Origin of the sequence: Lapidilactobacillus luobeiensis (assembly GCF_024345205.1) — a bacterium.
In the GTDB taxonomy this organism is placed as follows: Bacteria; Bacillota; Bacilli; order Lactobacillales; family Lactobacillaceae; genus Lapidilactobacillus; species Lapidilactobacillus luobeiensis.
Genome location: NZ_BROC01000004.1, coordinates 140246 through 160985 on the forward strand (window position 1 = coordinate 140246; position 20740 = coordinate 160985).

The 20740-nt window shown below is 49.2% G+C and carries 17 protein-coding genes; 5 read left to right on the forward strand and 12 right to left on the reverse strand.

Annotated elements, in window-relative coordinates; all coding sequences use genetic code 11:
• The first annotated feature begins 105 nt into the window (after nt 1-105).
• Nucleotides 106-1500: an FAD-binding oxidoreductase gene (locus tag OCU21_RS02555; RefSeq protein WP_261805938.1), complete on the forward strand. Its 1395-nt coding sequence runs from the start codon at nt 106-108 to the stop codon at nt 1498-1500.
• Between the two features lie 313 nt (nt 1501-1813).
• On the opposite strand, the gene OCU21_RS02560 is transcribed toward OCU21_RS02555, so the two are convergent.
• From OCU21_RS02560 to OCU21_RS02570, 3 genes are all read right to left on the reverse strand, one after another.
• Entirely contained in the window at nt 1814-2281 is a 468-nt protein-coding gene (locus OCU21_RS02560; protein WP_261805939.1) for an HIT family protein, read from the reverse strand.
• Between the two features lie 86 nt (nt 2282-2367).
• Complete coding sequence (locus OCU21_RS02565; protein ID WP_261805940.1) at nt 2368-3021, reverse strand: TMEM175 family protein; 654 nt, start codon at nt 3019-3021, stop codon at nt 2368-2370.
• Between the two features lie 32 nt (nt 3022-3053).
• Nucleotides 3054-3485, reverse strand: coding sequence for a GNAT family N-acetyltransferase (locus tag OCU21_RS02570; RefSeq protein ID WP_261805941.1), 432 nt, complete (start codon nt 3483-3485; stop codon nt 3054-3056).
• A gap of 207 nt (nt 3486-3692) precedes the next feature.
• On the opposite strand from OCU21_RS02570, the gene OCU21_RS02575 reads away from it, so the two are divergent.
• Entirely contained in the window at nt 3693-4016 is a 324-nt protein-coding gene (locus OCU21_RS02575; protein WP_261805942.1) for an ArsR/SmtB family transcription factor, read from the forward strand.
• A gap of 10 nt (nt 4017-4026) precedes the next feature.
• On the forward strand, nt 4027-4632 hold the full coding sequence (locus OCU21_RS02580; protein WP_261805943.1) for a CadD family cadmium resistance transporter: 606 nt from the start codon (nt 4027-4029) through the stop codon (nt 4630-4632).
• A 230-nt stretch (nt 4633-4862) separates the two neighbouring features.
• Here OCU21_RS02580 and OCU21_RS02585 read toward each other — a convergent pair whose 3' ends face one another.
• The 8 genes from OCU21_RS02585 to OCU21_RS02620 all read right to left on the reverse strand — a co-directional run bounded on the left by OCU21_RS02585 (nt 4863) and on the right by OCU21_RS02620 (nt 16470).
• Nucleotides 4863-5783, reverse strand: coding sequence for a sce7725 family protein (locus OCU21_RS02585; protein ID WP_261805944.1), 921 nt, complete (start codon nt 5781-5783; stop codon nt 4863-4865).
• Entirely contained in the window at nt 5780-6496 is a 717-nt protein-coding gene (locus OCU21_RS02590; protein ID WP_261805945.1) for a hypothetical protein, read from the reverse strand. Before OCU21_RS02590 ends, OCU21_RS02585 begins: the two co-directional genes overlap by 4 nt.
• A gap of 52 nt (nt 6497-6548) precedes the next feature.
• A complete protein-coding gene (locus OCU21_RS02595) occupies nt 6549-7061 on the reverse strand; it encodes an acyl-CoA thioesterase (protein WP_261805946.1) in 513 nt (170 codons plus the stop codon).
• A 130-nt stretch (nt 7062-7191) separates the two neighbouring features.
• The gene (locus OCU21_RS02600) at nt 7192-8526 is read right to left on the reverse strand and encodes a replication-associated recombination protein A (RefSeq protein WP_261805947.1); all 1335 of its coding nucleotides are present in this window, start codon (nt 8524-8526) and stop codon (nt 7192-7194) included.
• 849 nt (nt 8527-9375) lie between these two features.
• Nucleotides 9376-10218 (reverse strand): SDR family oxidoreductase, encoded by an 843-nt coding sequence (locus OCU21_RS02605; protein WP_261805948.1) that lies wholly within the window; start codon nt 10216-10218, stop codon nt 9376-9378.
• 230 nt (nt 10219-10448) lie between these two features.
• On the reverse strand, nt 10449-11456 hold the full coding sequence (asnA, locus tag OCU21_RS02610) for an aspartate--ammonia ligase (RefSeq protein ID WP_261805949.1): 1008 nt from the start codon (nt 11454-11456) through the stop codon (nt 10449-10451).
• A gap of 1435 nt (nt 11457-12891) precedes the next feature.
• Complete coding sequence (locus OCU21_RS02615; RefSeq protein WP_261805950.1) at nt 12892-15429, reverse strand: M1 family metallopeptidase; 2538 nt, start codon at nt 15427-15429, stop codon at nt 12892-12894.
• Between the two features lie 231 nt (nt 15430-15660).
• Nucleotides 15661-16470 (reverse strand): AraC family transcriptional regulator, encoded by an 810-nt coding sequence (locus tag OCU21_RS02620; RefSeq protein WP_261805951.1) that lies wholly within the window; start codon nt 16468-16470, stop codon nt 15661-15663.
• 204 nt (nt 16471-16674) lie between these two features.
• Here OCU21_RS02620 and OCU21_RS02625 point away from each other — a divergent pair, with 204 nt between their 5' ends.
• Complete coding sequence (locus tag OCU21_RS02625) at nt 16675-18564, forward strand: glycoside hydrolase family 2 TIM barrel-domain containing protein (protein ID WP_261805952.1); 1890 nt, start codon at nt 16675-16677, stop codon at nt 18562-18564.
• Nucleotides 18548-19510 (forward strand): beta-galactosidase small subunit, encoded by a 963-nt coding sequence (locus OCU21_RS02630; protein ID WP_261805953.1) that lies wholly within the window; start codon nt 18548-18550, stop codon nt 19508-19510. The genes OCU21_RS02625 and OCU21_RS02630 overlap by 17 nt, the downstream gene beginning before the upstream one ends.
• A 186-nt stretch (nt 19511-19696) precedes the next feature.
• Here the strand turns inward: OCU21_RS02630 and OCU21_RS02635 are convergent, their stop codons facing one another.
• The gene (locus tag OCU21_RS02635) at nt 19697-20740 is read right to left on the reverse strand and encodes a zinc-dependent alcohol dehydrogenase family protein (RefSeq protein WP_261805954.1); all 1044 of its coding nucleotides are present in this window, start codon (nt 20738-20740) and stop codon (nt 19697-19699) included.

Sequence of the window (20740 nt, forward strand, 5' to 3'; positions counted from 1 at the left end):
GCTTGGCGATCTGTTAATTCTTGACAATCGTCAACAACGTGCTAAAGTGACCATAATCAAATGATAATAAGCTGACAGGATCCTGCCTAGCTCAGGAGGAATTCAATGGTTAAATTCAATGCTTATACGAATGAGGAAATTATTGCTGATCTGCGCCAACATGTCACTGCTAGTGCCATTCATAGCGATGTCGCGACCTTAAAGGCCCACGAGAACGACCAGTACGGCGTCAAATTGGCTAGTGGCTTACCTTTAGCCTATATCGAGGCTACTTCCGTCGCTGATATCCAAGGCGTCTTACAAACGGCCCGGCGCTACCATATCCCGATCGTGCCAGAAACAACGGCGACCAGCACAGTCTCAGGTTCAGATGCGATCGCCGATAGTTTCGTACTCTCCATGGTAAAAATGAACCAGATCAAAGAAATCGATCCCGTCGATCAAATCGCGATCGTGGAGCCCGGCGTGATCAATGGTGACTTGGATAAAGCGGCCCGGGCGCAAGGCTTGTTCTATGCGCCTGATCCTGGATCGAAACCGATCTCCTCGATCGGCGGGAATGTCTCCACAAACGCTGGTGGGATGAGCACCGTTCGTTATGGCGCAACGAAAGATTCGGTACTAGGATTAACTGTTGTCCTAGCAGATGGCCGCGAATTAAAATTAGGCGGGCGCTCATTGAAACAAGCCTTTGGTTATGACTTGACCCAGCTTTTTGTCGGCTCAGAAGGAACATTGGGGATCATTACTGAGATCACGGTGCGGTTATTCCCGATCCCGTTAGGTGGGGCCATCACAGGTCAGGCCTTCTTCAAGGATATGACCACTTTGGCGCAGGCCGTTGCTGAATTACGGGGTTCGGGTGCTTATCCAGCAATGTTGGAAGCACTGGATGCCCCTACCGTCGCGGCGCTGGATCGCTATAAAAAAACTCACTATGCTGATAATAGCGGCGCGATGCTGATTTTACGTTTGGATAGTTACAATGATCTCATTCTTGAAACAACGAAACAGATCCTCGAAAAAAACGGGGCGCAACATTTGGCCTTGACCAGTGATCCTGCCAAGGCAGATCAGATCATGCAATTACGTCGCGACATGTTGCCCGCAGTTTTCGCCAACGGCCAACATGTTATGGAAGATATGGCGGTGCCTTTATCAAAGCTGGCAGAAATGATCGACTATATTCAGCAGATCGCCACCCAACTTCATTTAACGATCTACACGGCTGGACACGCTGGCGATGGGAATGTCCACCCAACGATCGTCTGGCCAGCTGCGGAAAAAGAAGTGCCGACTGCCGTTATAACGGCGTTGCAACTAATGTTTCGCAAGGCCTTAGCTCTCGGTGGCACGATCTCAGGTGAGCATGCTGTGGGGTTATTGAAAAATCAGTGGAACAACGAAGAACTTGGCCCCGAAGTCGATCTCGTTCAGCACCAGATCAAGGCCTTGTTCGACCCAATGAACCTGCTGAATCCTAAACGAAAAATCAATTAAGTTTCAAAAAAACACAACCATACTTGTGCGACCCTTAGCAACTAAATCAATGCTTAGTTTACAAAAAGGGTAGTACTGCATGGCTGTGTTTTTTGTTATAACGGCGTTATGCAGGGCCGAACGAAATCATCTATAAATGGCGTTTGGAAAAAAAGGATCCTAAAAACACTGATAAGAAGCGTTGCTCGTATTTTTCGGAATGGTTGGTTGCCCGTTTTCTTGATTCTAGGATAAATCAGCGGAACACCGCGCTCTTCTAGCATTCGAGATTTCAACTAGCACTGGGCTAATTATTGCGGCGAATCAATATTATTTACTTTGCATATTTTTCTTCAACAACATCAATTGCCTTTTGTAGGTTGAATTTCATTTCTGCTAATTCTTCCGTTGTTGGTGCAGTCTCATCTGCATACATAACTTTAGGATCGACCCACCAAATCGGACCAGGCTTGGGTGTATCGCCATTATGTCGGGGAAAAAGATGCCAGTGCACATGCGCATCGCCATTTCCCAACAGCTCGACATTCATCTTATCCGCATGAAAAGCAAGCGAACACGCTTCCGCGACCAGGCTCATCTCATTAAGAAATTGTCGTTTCAATTTTTCGGGCATCAAATGCAGTTCCGTAATGTGTTCCTTACCCAAGAATAGCGTATATCCGGGAAAGTATTGGCTATCCCCTAGAACAACATAACCAGTAGCCATTTCTTTAACAAAATACGGATTTTTATGATCCTCGATCATAGCGATACGTTGGCAAATAAAACAGTTTTTTCCCATGTCCTTGACCTCGATTTTATCTATCAGATTGCCTATCAACAAGTGCTCTTCTAATTGTAGCACATAGTATCGAATGGAAGAGCTGATCACTTGACCCGATCACTGGGAAAAACAAATGAAATGATCGGTAGGGCCAAATAAAAAATCATTGCCACCGTCGGTTGAATAAAGGCGACCCCGATCAAGGCAATGTTTAATAAAAAGCCACCAAGGATCCGCCAACGAGTAACCTGATCAAAGAAAGTCCGTGCGGCACCAGTTTTTCCAAAAAGTTCTCGATTAGTGTGATTGACCATGAGACGGCGTAACATATTGATGATCAAATAGTCGAAGCCCATGTTGGCCACGGCCAGATTAGTCGGCTGTTGCATCAACCATTTGGTCAATAATGGCAATAGTGAGAGCGCCGCGAGAAAGGCAAAGTTCATTAATAAGAATTTTTTATCGGCCCGCGGTAAAATCGCGAAAGTCTGGTGGTTTTCGTACCAGAAATTGGCCACCATGAAAAAGCTGATCAGAAAAATCAAAATCGCGCGCATAAATAAACGATAACTTCCCACGGTATTATTGGGGAGTGGCACCTCCAATACCATGACCGTAATGATGATTGCAATCACTGCATCGTCAAAAACGTCTAAATGTTCTTTCAATTTAGGGCCATCATCTTGATGCAATTCTTCTAGTTTTTGACGAACTTCGGCCATTTGCTGCTCATCCGTTTTTGACTGTTCTTTTTTCATCACAAAGTCCCCCAACTCAACAAAGCAAAACGTCAATCCTTGATTTTCCGCCAATATCCGTCATCGACCTGCTGATAACCCTGCTTTGCTAAAATCGGCGCTAAGCTTGTTGTCAGTTGCAGTCGGACTTGCCAAACACGGATTTCCGGAGCGGTCATTTCGATCAAGGTCAGGACCTGACTAGCGATCCCACACTGCTGAAAGTCAGATAAAAGTACCAGTGGACTGAGTTGCCCCCGCTGGCCAGTCTTATCCCGTTGAAGTCGCAAATAGCCAGCACGTTGATCGCCAAATAAGATAAAGAAATAATTGTTCTGCTCATTACGGAACCGCCAATGGATCTGGGCTAAAGAATCAACAAATCTCATTTGGTCTTGCGTTGGCGTGGCAAAAAATTGCTGTTGCATTTGCCAAACTGTACCAAGTTCCGTCTCCTGAACGCGTTTTAGCGTGACCTCGACCATCTGCACCCCTCTTTTCTACCGCTAGTATAGCGCGATCATTCAATCAAACAGTACTAAAAAGTCTTTTCAATTTTGCGTGTCACGCTAATAAAAAGGCCGTTAGCTGCATCTTGTCAATCATATTAATAAGTGTTAATATGATGACGCTAAACTGAATCTTCGCCTCGTTTTTTTAGTCTAACGAAATCAATAAAGGAGCCAATGATCATGACCACGATTTTACAGCAAAAAGTGATCCACGCGTTAAACAATCCCACGCGGCTAACGATTCTTGAGCAACTCACCCAAGGCGAGGCCACGGTCAATACATTGACCGCACAGATCGGCACGACTAGTCAATCAAATATTTCACAACAGTTAGCGTGCCTACGGGATTGCGGTTTGATCAAGCAGCGTCGCTCTGGAAAATACAGTTTCTATCGTTTGAGTTCACCTGAGATCACCGTGCTTCTTCAGGAGATCGATCGGGTCAGCACGGCCTTAAACTGGACGGCCGCGACTCCGTTGGCCTGTTCCAGTCAGCAGAAATGAGGCAAAGCTAATGCTAAACTTAATCATTACCGGCGCCACTGCCTACATTTCCACCAGTATCGATTATCTGATCATATTGATGCTACTCTTTGGCCGTGCCAAAAATCGGCGCGACCGTTGGGCCATTTACTGGGGTGATCTCCTCGGCACCAGCATTCTCGTTGGCACCGCTTTGATCATGGCCTTCGTGCTCCATTTCGTCCCGGCGACTTGGCTGTTGGGTTTCTTAGGCTTGATCCCGATTTACTTGGGGATCCACCTGCTGATCGAACCCGACGATGATGATCAAGATGCCATCCAACAGAAAATCAAACATCAGCGCAGCCTGATCCTAAACGTCATTTTGATCACGGCCAGTTCCTGCGGCGCGGATAATATCGGCATTTATGTGCCCCTATTCGTCCCCCTCTCAACCGGAGAAATCGGCGTGATCCTCCTCACTTTTCTCGTGATGTTAAGTCTCTTTTGCCTGATTGGCTACGAACTGGTCCGTCTCCCGCAAATCGCCGTCGTCCTGGGCAAATATGGCCGCTGGATCTCCGCGATCGTGTATCTCCTGCTAGGTCTCTATGTGATGTGGGAGAGCGGCACGTTCAGCCATCTCTTCGGCTGGTAACAGCGTCTGCATGGGGCGGATCCGGCCCTGATCACCAAAAGTTCCTAAAAAACAGGCTTAGAACCACGATAAAAACGAGCTGACCGCAGAATAACCGCAAGCTAAAAATTCTGGGGTAAAAAGGCTAGTCAGAGAAGTGCCAAAGTTGACCGGGTTGACAAGAACCCTCATCATAACGGAAAAATAGCGCCACCGCTCTGTCATGCACACTGTTCAGCCTAGTAGATTCGCTAATTTTGCTGGCTGTTCAACAGTCGCCCCATCAGCTGTAAATGATGCATCAAACTGAGTTGCTTGACGATGCCTAGACCGGGAAACTTTTGTTGGGTGTGATAGGCTAACAAAGCTGATAAGGCTGGTGTTTGATTCAATCCGTGCATATGTTCTGGTCCCCAGACAGCCAGCTTGGCCAAGGCTTCAAAGAATTTCTGCTTTTGCCCGGACATGGTGGCGTTGCTGTCGGAAACAAAATGGTGGACGCGTAAGCTGCCATCCGCTGTGACGTAGATGAGATGGATGGCGATGGCGTGGGACGGCATTCCCTTGTCGAAATAGAAACTGCCACTGATGCCATAGTCGCCAAAGCCTTCCCGGTCAGGAATCGTGCGCCACCAATTAGCTGGCGCGAAAAAAGCATCGGGCAAGGTGGCATAGTCCTCAACCCGACCCACAAACGGCATGGGGTCGGTCAGCGTCAAAGCCTTCGTCCCCGCCAGTTGCCGCAAGCGGGCCTCATCCGGCACCAAAATACCACTGACTTGTTGGAACACATTGGTCACCGCATAAGCGCGCAATAATTCGTAATTCGGCGCGATCAACAAACTCCGCTGTCCCGGGCCAGTCTTCAAGAAGTCATGGCTAAAGTCCGGCGCTAAAATCGCGCTAGGGTAATAAAAAGGTAATTGGCTAAAGTCTGGCAGCGGATAAAGTTTCTCACTATTCAAACCGTAAACACTGACTTGCGGATTAGCAATCACACTAAAGGGATGGCGGGCCGTGATCAAGGCCGCCACCGTTTGTTGCAGCTCCCGAGAATCACGGACTGGTTCAATTATCGGGACGATCTGCGGCGCCAGCTCGCCCTTGGTGACCAACGCTTTTAAGCCACGCAAATCATACATGCGGCCGCGTAAATATGGGAAATAAATCATAATTGTGCACCGAGATCCGGGTGTTGCAATTGGCGATACTGCAATTGTAACGCTTGATATTCCGCGTTGCGTGCGTCCAACTCTTCTTGCAGCGCGGTCAACTTCTGATTCTCCAGCTCTTCATTGAAGCGATCGAACAAATTGGCCTCTGGTTGATAAACATCGTAGCCCACCTGGGACCGCTTGCGTAACTCCTTATACAACTGGTCATCAGAATACAGTTGCAACCCTTTGGCCACCCGTTTAGCCTTGTCGACTTCGCGAAACAACGAACTGATGAAGTGACTGGTCAGCTCCTGTTCGTCGACCTGCAGTTCTTGATACTGGGCTTTTTTCGCCACCGTTAAGAAACCTGGCGCCCGCAAGGTTTGTGGGGCCAGCGCCACGGCTTCTTGGTCAAAAGCACGATAAATCAAGACGCCAACTTTGCTGGGAATCTCCGTGGCGACTTGCTCATAAAGTTTCTGGGGGAGGACGAAGTAATTATAGTGACCAATGAAGGACAACTTGGCTTGCGAATGGAAGTCTGCCTTGGTCACTTTTAATTCGTAACAGCGCCACTGGACCTCGCCATTGGCCAACTGTTGATAACTTAGGGTGTCGACAATGCCTTGATCCGCGGGCATCGCCACTTCTTCCACCACATAGGCGCCCTGTTCCAAGCAAAATTGATACAAGGTCGATTCTAGTTGTAGAGTTAATTTTGTTTTCATGAGAACCTCGAGTGTTGGCTGCCTAGTAACAACGCCCATCGCGCGCGTAAATTTAACGCTGCCAGGGCAGATCTAGACTGATTTGTTGACGGAAAGTCGCTTGCGCTTGTAGATGAACACGCCGCGCCGCTTGTCGTTGCGCGTAACCTTGACAAAGCGCTTGATACTCCTGATTATCGCCAGCAACCACTAATTGTGGTAGGACCAAATCACGTTCGGTCACCACAAAAGTGGCAAAGCAAGTCAGCCCTAAGAAGCGCTGACCTGTTTGTAAATGTTCGCCGATGATCTTGGTGAAAACTTCGATCGACCGGTGACCGATCCCCGTCACATAAGACTCGGCGCAAAGCGAGTCTTGCAAGCGAAAAGGCTGAATGAAATCAACGCGATCGATGGCCGCGGTGACGGTTTCCACCCGGGCCACGCGCGAGGCCGGGATCGAGGCGTTGTCGTCAACGATCGCCAAGATCTTACCGCCAAAAACGGTTTCGTGTTCGTTGAGATCCGCCGCAAAAACCCGGTGATTACTGATCGATAACGTTTGTGCAACACTGATTGTCGTCATATTTTCCCTCTGTTCTGTGATTGGTCGCTCGGCTTCACTCGTGATTGCTCTCGCTGACGCTCCATCGCCCCAGCGTGATTGACGCCGGTGCTTAATCGTCGCCAGCGTTAACGGCCCTACATTTTCGGTTTTATGGTGTCGGCTGGTCATGTTGTTGGTGCCACTGTTGCAAATAGGCTAGCCGCTTCTTGAAACGCGCTTCGTTGCCTTGTTCGGTCGGTTCATAATATTGATGCCCCGCTAGTTCTGGCGGCATTGTTTTCATCGTCGTTAATTTGTCGACATTGTCGTGGGCATATTGATAATGATCGCCATAACCTAAGTCCGCCATTAATTTCGTCGGCGCATTGCGGATCTGCAACGGTACTGGCAAATTGCCCGTCCGCTTGATTTCTTTTTTCGCGCGGGCATTGGCCAGGTAAACCGCGTTGGATTTCGGCGCGGTCGCTAAATAGATCACTGCTTCCGTCAAATGAACCTCGCATTCCGGCATGCCGATCTGCTGGCAAGCCTGGAAAACCGTCACGGCCAAGGTCAGCGCGTGGGTATCAGCCAGACCAATGTCCTCACTAGCAAAACGGACCAAACGGCGGGCAATATAAAGGGGATCTTCGCCACCGGCCAGCATGCGCGCCAGCCAATAGATCGCGGCGTCCACATCACTGTTGCGCATTGATTTATGCAACGCTGAAATAATATTATAGTGTTCCTCACCGTGTTTATCATAGCGCAAGGATTTCGTGTTGATCAACTGGTCAAGCGCCGCGCTATCCAACCGAACTTGGTGGTCACTCTGATCGGCGTTAAGCACGGCCATTTCCAAGGTGTTCAAAGCCACGCGCGCATCGCCATTGGCAAATTCCGCCAACATCCGCAAAGCCTCAGCATCCATAGTCACGGTCACACCGGGAAAGCTGGTCGGCTGGGCGATCACCCGTTGGAGCAACTGTTCAAGATCCGGCACCGTCAACGATTTCAGCACGAAAACCTTACACCGCGACAACAGCGCTGAATTGATCTCAAAGGAGGGATTCTCCGTCGTCGCGCCGATCAAAATAATACTACCCTTTTCCACGAAAGGTAAAAACGCATCCTGTTGGGCTTTATTGAAGCGATGGATCTCATCCACAAAGACGATCGTGCGCTGGCCGATCTCCCGATTGAGCTCCGCTTCTTCCATGATTTTACGAATATCCTTGATGCTACTGGTAACCGCGCTGAAATTAATGAATTGCGAAGCTGTTTGCTGCGCGATGATCCGAGCCAAAGTCGTTTTGCCCACACCAGGAGGCCCCCAGAAAATCATCGAACTCAGTTGATCCTCATCGATCAATTTGCGCAACAGCTTGCCGGGACCGAGCAGTTGTTGCTGCCCCACGAAATCCGCCAATGTATCTGGGCGCACTCGATTGGCTAAAGGCGTATTGTTATCATTGACGCTATCGAACAAGGACGCTTGTTTCATTATAATCACCTAACTTATCAGAACCTAACTGTCACTCAATCGCTACCATGATTGTAACATAATGTCGAACCGGTGTTTGCATCAGTATTACTCTGGCGAACCATTTTTCTATCATGACCGCAGCTTGCGCTGCGAAATTCGGGGTGAGCTCGCTGTGGGCGTCACTTTGAGCTTTTCGGAAGGGCACCGAAAATCTCAAAGCTGAGCCTTGGTCTAAGTGGCAAAGCCACTAAGACCAATTTCACGGCGATCTCACCCCGAATTTCTCCGCTCCAGCCGCTCAATGTTATAACAGTCGTTTAAGCACTCACGCCGACTGACAAGCTATGGTCAATTGATCGAGACCCACGCAAATTGACGACCGTGGTTAGTGGTCACCAGCTTGAAATTGGTGACACCAGTACAGTCTGCCTGATGAACAAGCTAGTTCTCAGTGAAGCAACTGAATCGGTCGGCTTTACCCATGGATTGCTAAGGAAACGAGTGGAGATATTCAGACTACACAAAATACACCAACCTCCGAATCCAAATCCGTCGGCATTGCCGTACCACCGCAAAAGAGGGGAATCGTTTGACCTCTACCTTGCAAAACTACTTCGTCAAATCCTTCGCCTCGATTACAGATAGGCTCAATTCTGTTCAGCAACCGCCGGGCTTGCGGATTGGCTCAAAACAGTGCCCACTGCGTTCCAGCCACGATAAACGTCCTGAGGCGGTTGCGTCACCGTCAGACCCACTACACCTGCAATCAGGCACAGGTTCAAAAAAGCATGACCGCCAACTGACGATCATGCTTTCGTGTATCTTGTTTATCCTGAGATTTTGTTCCGCAATAAGAACGTAGCCCGCTTAATTCGTTGTGCCAGGTCGCAAGGGTCCGTAAAAATAAGCGGCGGTGGCGCCACCATCGATCAGGAAAGTGGACCCGCTAATGAAAGCTCCCGCCTCACTCATCAGCAAATCGGCTACGTTCGCGACTTCATCAGCGGTGCCGGGGCGCCCTGCCGGCGATTTAGCAAACATGTTTTTGTAAAAATCGCCACGCGGCCCATTAAACTCATCCAAGGCTAGCGGTGTCACAATGATTCCCGGCGCGATGTCATTCAAGCGGGCGCCCCGTTGACCCCATTTGACCGCTTCGGCCATCACGCGTTTCTCGTTGCATCGTTTAGCCAATTGGTAAGCGTGCAGCGAATCGCGGACCTGTTCTGGTTGTAACAAGGGCAAATCCAAGAGCTCCTCGGTCGGCGTCAACGCTAGCTGTTCATCTTCCACCGCCGTTAGCGCCGGCATGCGATGGCCCGATTGACTGGAGATCGTCACGCCAACACCGCCGGGTGCGATCACCCGACCAACTTCTTCGAGCAAGACCGCCGTACCGTAAAGATCGACCTGTAAAATCGTCTCGATCGATGCTTGGCTCGGTGAAACACCGGCCGCGTTGACCAAAGATTTGATCACACCAAAACTTTGAGCGGTGGCAATCAACTGTTTGATTGACGTCCGTGACGCCAAATCCAATTCCACCGGCAGTGCATCAAAACCCGCCTCGTTCAGGATTTTAGCCAGCGCTTGGGCATGGGCCAACACCTTGTCACCCAAAATAATTTTCTTACCCACACCCATTCGCCGGGCGATCGCCAGGCCGATTTGACCAGCGCCAGTTACAATCATAACTTCTCTTGTTTTCATCTCATGTGCCTCCATCGTTTTTGTTTCACTTTAACAATGAGCTTAGGTTACTCCCTTATAGTAAGACGAAGGCAAGCGCTTGGCAGAGAAAATTTCAAAGAATAAAAAAACCCACCGTCATTCATGCGCAAATACGGTATTTCAAACGAGTTTCCCGTTCGAAATACCGTATTTTGACATTATTTCTTTAAAATTCCGATTTTAAAACCCAAATCAGCATTTAAATTCACTTACAAGATCTGGATCCGCTTGGCCGCACATTGATCCAGCATCGCTTGCGGCCAAATACTCGCTTGGACTTCACCAACATGCGCCTTGCCCAGAAGCAACATGCACAACCGCGACTGACCGATCCCGCCGCCGATGGTGTATGGTAATTGGTGATTCAAAACCTGTTGATGATAAGGGAATTGAAGCCGTTCCTCCAAATTCAGTTCCCGCAATTGCGACACCAGCGAATCCTGGTCCACCCGAATGCCCATGCTGGAAATCTCCAAAGCCATTTGTAATGGCTCATACCAAAAGAGAATATCGCCATTCAATTGCCAGTCGTCATAATCCGGCGCGCGATCATCATGACGTTCACCATTGCGCAGGCGACCGCCGATCTGCATGAGAAACACACACCCCAGTTCACGACAAATCGCATTTTCGCGTTCCTTATCATTGAAATCAGGATAACGATCCGCCAATTCCTGCGTCGTCACGAAATGGATCTGCTCTGGCAAATGATGGACCGCTTGCGGATAGCGATACCAAACTTCGTGCTCCATATGCTTGATCACTTTAAAAATCGTCTGAACGGTTTCCTCCAGCGTGGTCAAGGTCCGCTCGTTTTTGGCGATGATTTTCTCCCAATCCCACTGGTCAACGTAAGCCGAATGAATATTATCCAGCTCCTCGTCCTTACGAATCGCGTTCATATTGGTGTACAAGCCCTCGTGCATTTTGAAACCATAACGCTTCAAGGCGACCCGTTTCCACTTCGCCAGCGAATGAACGATTTCGATCCGTCGATCCGGCAGATCCGCCATGGTAAAATGGACCGGCTCCTCCACACCGCTCAGATTATCATTCAAACCTGTCGCCTGGTCAACGAACATCGGCGCCGACAACCGAGACAGATTCATTTCCCGACCAAACTCATCCTGGAACGTCTCCCGAATAAAACGAATCGCTTTTTGCGTTTCTGGAATCGACAATTTGGGGTCATAAGCTGTGGGGATCACTAATTTCATTACATTTTCCTCCTGATTTTTCCATAAAAAAAGTCTCTCATCCCTAAATCTAGGGACGAAAGACTTCGCGGTACCACCCAAGTTGCCTGTTCACGAACAAACCACCTCAATAGTGTACAAACATACACCACCGATGGTAACGTACCGGCAACGGCTCGACCTACTTTGATCTGCGGATCATTTTGACGAGCAACTAAGCAAGTGTTTTTCAAACGGGGCAGGCACTGGTTGGGTTTCCACTATTCCCAATTCACTGTCAGGCTGACGAGTTTTACTTGTCTTGCTTCTTGTTTTTTATTCTGTGAATCTAATCTTACCAGATTCGTCCGAATTGTAAAGCCCCTTCACCAAAAATAATCTGGTGCTGCGACAAAGTGTGAGCTGACCTGATCAGCTTCTGAGCATTAGCCTAGCAATTGTTTTGAAAGCTGGGCTTTGCTTTCGGAACAATTGTGTAGCTAAGTGGAAGAAGCTAGGTCGGCGAACACGTTTTGAGTGCGGGGCACAACGGGTTGCAACTAAATTAAGCATAGATTTTCAGATAAAAGTAGCTTGGCCGCAGCTTGCGCTGCGAAATTCGGGGTGAGCTCGCTGTGGGCGCTGTTTTGAGCCAATCCGCAAAGTGCGCGGCTTGTCTCAAAATCAGGCCTTGTCCTAAGCGGCAAAGCCGCCAAGGACAATTTCACGGCGATCGCACCCCGAATTTCTCCGCTCCAGCCGCTCAACGTTTTAACAGCCGTTTGAGCACTCACGCCGACTGGCAGGCTATGGTCAATTGATGGAGAGCCACGTAATTGACGACCTTGGTTAGTGATCACCGGCTTTGAATTTGTGACACCGGTGCAGCCTGCTTGATGAACTAGAACATGATCTTGATGAATCAGCTTAAGCGGCCGGCTTCCAACCGGAACCCGTTCAAGTCAGCGAGATTCAGATGTTCAGCTCACACAAGGTGTATCGATTTCCTAATCCAATTCCGTTGATGTTGCCGTACCACCCCAAAAGTGGGTGATTGTTTGACCTCTAGCTTGCAAAAGCACTTCGTCTAATCCTTCGCCTCGATTGCAGATAGGCTCAATTCTGCCTAGCAACCGCCTCAGGACGTGTGGCTCAGCGGTGAGATTTTTCTTTGTAGCTGCGGAGCAGATACTTAGAATAAGGCCTGATTTTGAGACAAGCCGCGCTTTTTGCGGATTGGCTCAAAACAGTGCCCACCGCGTTCAAAACAGAGTGCGATCCGACCCGGGTAGCTCCTGAGCATTAGCCTAGCAACTATTTTGGAGACCGGTCTATGCCTCCGGAATAGTTGCGTAGCTAAGCGCAGGGAGCTGGGTCGGTAAGCACGTTTCCAGCCACGACAAACGTCCTGAGGCGGTTGCGTTCCCATCCAAACCCACCAAAACCTGCAATCTAAACAGCCAACAGCTCACACACGTTATTTAGCGACAACATCTGCCACAGCGGCATTGACCGCCGCCTGTTCGTCAGCGATCAAGGCGACTCGACCTTCGATCACTTTGGTATCCATCTTGATTTCCCGCATCAAGCCGGACTCGTTGATTTTTGGCTCGAAGAAAGCCTTGAATTCAGCTAACCGCTCTGGGGTGCGGAACGCGCCTGTGGTCACTGTGATGTAGGTTGGGAATTCCATGTCGCCACCAACGGTTTTTTCTAGCCAGGACCATTCGTTGCGCAACCAGTCCCAAGCCGCTTGTTGACCGGCCTTGTTATTCAAAACATTGCTGTACCAAGCTCGCAGGTCTTGAGGTTTGATGGTGTCCGCATCTTCAAAAGCAGTCACCAGCCGGGCAATCAAGTCTGGATCCGGCGTCTTGGTCAACGCGAAGCACAGGCTGCTCTTGTAGCTGGCGTCAGCGGAATGACGATAATCCGCTAACAAGCGGTCAAAGAGTGCCGTCGAGCCATAATGGACCACTTCATTGGTCAAAATATACGGCCGCGTTTCAGCCGGCAAAGCCCCTAGATCAGCCTGATTCGCGCTGAAAATTTCGTGGGCCGCCGCAATGGCTTGCGGATTCTTAGCGTATTGAGCCGCGTCCAAAATAAATGGTCGGGTCATTTGGTCATCGATCGATTCACCGGCTTGAGCCGTCCAGCCTAACCGCGCCATTTGTCCAGCGCTCAACTGATCGACAAACGCCTGTAAGTTTTTCTCAGCGGCGGAATCTGGTTCAACGAATTTCTTAAGGTTGTTCACCACTCGGTATAAGGCTGCATTGGTCAGGCTGGCAGCGCTGTTGGCGAATTTTGGTAAAAGGGGCACTAAGTCAGCGTAGGAAATCTGGTGTCCTTCCGCGAGTAAGCGCAAGTCTTGCAAAATCTGTAATTGTGAGATCGGGTCCATTGCTGGCGCCTGTTGTAAAAGATCAGCCAATAACGTCTGATCATATTTGACGATGAAGTGGGAATTGTTGCCCACATTCAAACGGAAAGGCTGGCCCGTAGCGGCGCGGAGGGTGGCATAATCGCCGAGCACAACTTGTTTTTCGGTCATGATCGTTGGGGCGGCGTCATAATTGCTGTTCAATGGAATTTGCCATTGGCGACCAGACTCCTGACCAGCGCCAATGAAGAATTGTTGCTGACTAATGGTCAATTGTCCGGCAACCACGCTAGCACTGACCACTGGATAGCCTGGTTGTTCCAGCCAAGACTGCATGATTGCGCCAACATCCATTCCTGAAGCCGCGCCTAAAGCTGCCCATAGATCGGCGCCGGTGGCGTTGCCATATTGATGGGCGGCGAAATAATTCTTCAAACCAGCTCGCAAAGCTTCATCGCCTAGCAGTGCCCGGACCATCACCAACATCCGCGCCCCTTTAGCGTAAACGATGGCGCCGTCGAATAAGGAATCGATCTCGGCTGGATCCTCCACGGTAACATGGACGGATTGAACGCCATCCGTGGCATCCCGCGTCAAAGCAGCCGGCACATCAGACTTTTGGAACAATTCCCAAACATGCCAATCTGGTTCGATCGCGTCGATGGCCACGTATTCCATCATATTGGCGAAACTTTCATTCAACCACAGATCATCCCACCACTTCATCGTCACCAAATCACCAAACCATTGATGGGCCAATTCGTGGGCGATCACCGTCGCGACCAATTGCTTCATCTGTAAAGCGGTATTGTCCGGATCGATCAACAAGTAGGCCTCCCGATAAGTCACCAGCCCCCAGTTCTCCATCGCGCCGGCGGAAAAATCAGGTAAGGCCAACTGCCAAGAATGGGGCAGTGGATAAGGTGTTTGATAGAAGTCTTCGTAAAACTCGATCGATCGCTTGGCAATATCTAAGGCAAAATCCAGCTCTTTGGCCGCATGGGCTTTCGTGCCAAAAACACCGACTTGCACGCCACTCTTAGTTGTCGTCAATTTGCTTTGCAACTCGCCAAACGCGAAGGCAACCAAGTATGTCGACATTTTGACCGTGGTCTCAAAATAATGGACGCCATTTTCCACACGCAGTTCCGGCATGTTGCTCAAAGTGGTCTCACCTGGTCGCTCATCATATTTGATGGCCAAATCAAAGGTTGCTTTAGCTTCGGGTTCATCCACACAGGGGAAAGCCTGCCGAGCAGCGTTGGTTTCAAATTGAGTGCCAATGATCTGTTCCTTGACGCCGTTCAATTCATAGTAGGAAGGATAGATCCCCATCATCGTGTCGGTCAACGGCGCGGTATAGGTAATGGTCAGGGACACAGCGCCTGCTTGTGGTAATTCGATCCGCAGGGCATCATTTGCTTGATCCAAAGTAAAGGGCACTGCCGCGCCGTCTGCAACAACAGTAGTCACTGCCAGATCCTTCTGATGGATCGCGATTTGTGCCGTGCTCGCTTGGCCACTGATCGTGGTTTTCCCGCTGATCACCTTCGTACCACGATCGATGTCGAGATAAACCTGATAATGGTCTGGTTGAAATGCCTGATAAAAACGTGTTGTTTCTGTCATAATTGCCTCCAATAATTATATTTGCTGAGAAAAATCAATAGATTTATTATACAACTTTATCCGCCCGCTTGTCGCTCGTTCTGTAGCCGATCGTCAGTCGGCCACGATCAACTGCAACTGATGAATACAAAACACATAGTTTCATTTTACTTGCTTCCAGTTAACAAAACTAAGAATAGCGCCCGCTGATTTGCAGAAGACAAAACACAACACCTGCCCACATCCCCATTATCATTGATAAAATTTGCGGAATTTGGCTGGTGTGACTTTATTGGCCGCCTTGAACTGTTTGATGAAATTACTTGGCGCGGCGATCCCGACTGCGTGCGCGATCTCAACGATTGGTAATTGTGGTCGACTGATCAATAATTCCTTGGCCTGATTCAGACGTGTTTCCAAAAGATACTGTTGCGTGGTGACCCCAGTATAACGTTTAAACAAACGGGTCAAATACTGCGGGGTAATGAAACAGGCTCGTGCTAATAATTCCACGGTCAATGGTTGCGCAAAATCAGTTTCTATTTTTTTGATCGTGGGTAAGACAAATTCGCGATAGCGGGGCTGATCATTCTTAACATCAGTCAATTCGTAATTCTGGCTCAGCGCCAGTAGAAATCGATAGACTGCAACCGAAGTCTGCTGCTGGTCCAGCGCATGATCCAAGTAAGCGGCGATCGTTTGGTCGATCCATGCCGAAAATGAGAATATGGCCTGATCCTCACTACGAATAAATGGCGCCTCACCAACGATTTGATGAATATTCGGCTCTAAGCGGCCATTAAAAGTGGCAAATTTTGTGCGCCAAGGTTGTTTAGCCCAATAACGATGAGCGACAAAAGGTCTGATCAAAACACCCTGACCTGGTTTAAGTAAGAACGTCTGCTGTTCGATCGTCAAGACCCCAACGCCAGTCTCAGTTTGGAGCCAATGATAATAAGGATAGCCTTGTGGTCGCTCAACTTGATCTTCAGGCCAGTGATGCCCGATCGACTCCAAGGCCAAAGGTAATGATTTAGGTAAGATCTGTAAATAAAGCGCCATGGTCGTCCTCGTTTCGATTTTTTATATTATTATAGTGATCTCCGATTTATCCTTATTGTAACACTATTCTTAGTTATTTCTTTTCTTGTAAAATAGTTGATTTGAACCTTTCCGGTTTTGCTATGTACAAAGCAGAAATTCGGTTCTAGAATGGAAATAAAGGCGCTTACATCAACGCGTTTTATTCTTGAAAGGAGTGTTATCATGATTCCTGATCTTAAATGGCTTGATGATCCTGAGGTCTTCCGGGTCAATCAACGTCCGGCCCACAGCGATCATTATTTTTACAAAAATTCAGCCGAGCTTGCAACTGGTCAAAGTAGTTATGTCCAAAGTCTCAATGGCCCTTGGCAATTTCGTTATAGTGCGACACCGCAAGAACGTCCGCTAGATTTCTATCGCGAGGATTTTGACGCGCGCGACTTCGATATGATCAAGGTTCCCGGCCATATCGAACTAGCCGGTTATGGTCAGATCCAGTACATCAATACGCTTTACCCTTGGGAAGGCAAAACTTTTAGACGCGCGCCTTACACGTTGAGCGACCAACTGACACCGGGGATTTTTAGCGCCGCCGCTGATAATAGCGTTGGTTCTTATTTAAAGGAATTTGACCTCAGTCCTGAATTTATCGGTAAGCGGACGATCATTCAATTCCAAGGCGTTGAAGAGGCCTGCTACGTTTGGCTCAATGGCCACTTCATCGGTTACGCCGAAGACAGTTTCACCCCGTCTGAATTTGATTTGACGCCCTACATTCGCTCTGGTCGCAATCGACTAGCCGTGCGCGTTTATAAATATTCGACTGCCGCTTTCATTGAAGATCAAGACATGTTCCGTTTCTCTGGTATCTTTCGTGATGTTAATTTATTAGCGTTACCCGCAGTCCACGTTGATGATCTCAAAATGACGCCTAGCGTTGATCCAGATTTCAAATCAGGCCGTTTCGAGCTTCAACTGAAACTGTCTGGTGCGGCGCTCCCAACAGCCCAGCTAAAATTGGCCTTGTTTGACCAAAACAACCAGTTGTTGGCGCAACAAACTCAGACAGCTGCTGAAAAAGTCACTTTTGAGCCGATCGATTTTCCCAAAGTGACACTATGGCAACCTGAAGACCCTTATCTCTATCATTTGCAACTAGAGGTCAGGGATCAGACTGGTCAGCTTCTAGAAGTCATTCCTTACGATTTTGGTTTCCGTCGCGTTGAATTACGCGCTGATAAAGTGATCTATGTCAACGATCAACGCCTGATCATCAACGGTGTCAATCGGCATGAATGGAGCGCTGAGACTGGGCGTGCGATCACCTTGGCTGAGATGAAGGCTGATATTGCTACCATGAAGGCTAACAATATCAACGCTGATCGAACCTGTCATTACCCTGATCAGATCCCTTGGTACTATCTTTGTGACCAAGCCGGAATTTATTTGATGGCAGAAACGAATTTGGAATCCCATGGCTCGTGGCAAAAAATGGGGGCAATCGAACCCTCTGTCAACGTGCCCGGTTCCAATCCCCATTGGTTAGCCGTTGTTTTGGACCGGGCGCGGAGTAACTACGAAACCTTCAAAAATCACACCGCGATCATTTTCTGGTCCTTAGGCAATGAATCTTTCGCTGGTGAAGATATCGCCGCGATGAATCAATTCTTTAAAGATAGCGACCCAACACGACTGACTCATTATGAAGGCGTCGTTCACGCCCCTGAACTGAAAGCGCGGATCTCCGATGTGGAAAGTCGGATGTATGAACGACCAGCCAATATTGCCGCTTATTTGGAGGATGAACCGGCTAAACCATTTATCCTCTGTGAATACATGCATGATATGGGTAACTCGCTTGGTGGTCTCAAGTCGTATATCGACCTACTAGATCGATATGACATGTATCAAGGCGGTTTTATCTGGGACTTCATCGATCAAGCATTGTTCGTTGTTGATCCACTTACTCAGCAAAAAGTCTTGCGCTACGGCGGGGATTTTGATGAACGTCACGCAGATTATGAATTCTCCGGCGATGGTCTACTATTCGCTGATCGTCAACCAAAACCAGCACTACAGGAGGTGAAATACTATTATGGCTTACACAAATAATCAACTTAAACTTGTTTATGGTGATGGTTCCTTAGGGGTCCAAGGACATGGTTTTCGTTACCTTTTCAGTTATGAGCGTGGTGGCTTAGAATCCTTGAATATCAATGGCAAAGAGTGGCTTTACCGCGTCCCCCAACCAACTTTTTGGCGGGCGACGACGGACAACGATCGTGGCAATGGCTTCTCCCGTAAATCAGCGCAATGGCTAGCCGCGGATCAGTTCTCAGCATGTACTAAAGTCACCGTTAAAATCGATGGGCAAGTGATCGAGCTCCCGATCGCACCCTTGAACAATCGCTATACCGGCGCTGAAACGGCGGCGACAGCCGAAATAGATTTTGAATTCACGACGAATACGCTCCCGACAACCACGGTTCACGTTAACTACCTCGTTTCACCTAATGGCGCGATCAAAATCGCTGTCCACTATTTGGGGCAGGCCGACCTGCCAGAGCTTCCTGTGCTTGGTTTGCGTCTGGTTATGCCGACCAGTGCCACCGGCTTTACTTATCAAGGACTTTCTGGTGAAACTTATCCAGATCGCATGGCTGGCGGGATCCCGGGCACTTATCACATCAAGGGATTACCCGTTACTCCTTATCTGGTCCCGCAAGATTGTGGTATGCACATGCAAACGCAGTGGCTCAAGATCACCCGCGCAAGCACGCAGAATAATGCCGATAACGATCCCGTGCCATTTTCATTAACGATCCAGGCTGCCAGTCAGGCTTTTAATTTCAGTTGCTTGCCGTACACCGCTGAGGAATTGGAAAATGCGACCCATCACGAAGAATTGCCGCTGCCTAGACGAACCGTTCTCTGTATCGCCGGCGCAGTTCGTGGTGTTGGTGGGATCGATAGCTGGGGCGCTGATGTCGAATCTGACTATCAAATCTCCGCTGCCCAAAATATTGATTTTGATTTTACGATCGTTCCTGAAAGATAACTATCCTGCAAAGTGCCAAGTACGCTTAAAGTGATTGCAGACAGCAAAAGACCCCAAGTTAGTTGAAAAACTAGCTTGGGGTCTTTATGATCAGTGAATCAGATCGGTCGCTCAAACGACTGTGCTATTCGTGTTTCAAGGTCAGAATAAGCATGTTCCTACTATTACAGACAGCGGTCTGGATGATCACGCTTTGCTGATGATCAACAAAGATTTGATCGCCTGCCGTTGATCCATGGCTTGATAGGCGGCTTGGATCTGGTCAAGACTGAAGCGCTGGGTGAAGACTTTGCCAGGATTGATTGTTCCCTTTAACACTGCCTCCAACAAAACGGCCTTGTCATCGCTAGTCACGGAAGCGATCCCGCCGCGCAACCCAACATTACGCCAGAACAAATCATTGGTATTCATTTCTGCTTGCTGCGGAACACCGACACGACCAACAACGGCGCCGGGACGCGCAACTTTGACCGCGGTCGCAACAGACTGTTCGGTCCCCACACATTCCAAAACCGCATCCGCGCCAGCGCCACCCGTCATGGCTAATACTTTTTCAACCGCCGCGTCGCCCCGTTCCGGCACGATGTCCGTCGCGCCAAATTCCCGGGCCAATTTTTGGCGATCTTCGTGGCGGCTCATGGCGATGATCCGCTTAGCGCCCAGCAATTTCGCCGCGATCACACCGGATAACCCTACGGCGCCATCGCCCATCACCACCACCGTATCGCCAGCCTTGACTTCAGCGGAAGTGGCGGCGTGGTAACCCGTGGCCATCACATCGGCCAGGGTCAAAAGTGAATTCAATTGCGCGTCCGTATAATCGGCGGGTTGGCCGGGCACCTTGACCAGCGCCCAATCCGCGTTAGTGAAGCGGAGATATTCACCTTGATAACCACCATTACCACCGGCTTCACGGTTCAAACAATCCCCATCAAAACCAGCCAGGCAGGCGGCACAATGCCCACATCCATGGGTGAACGGCGCGATCACAAAATCACCAGGTTGAACGGCTTTGACCGCTGACCCTACTGACTCGACGATGCCGATTGCCTCATGACCGATCAACGAATTGGCGGCCCGTTGCGAGATCCCCCGATACCACCACAGATCCGACCCACAAACACAAGCCCGCAAGACGCGGATAATCGCGTCGGTTGGCTTTTCCAATTCTGGTTTGGCCACCTCTGCAACCGCAACTTGACCAGGTTTAACAAAAATTCCTGCTTTCAT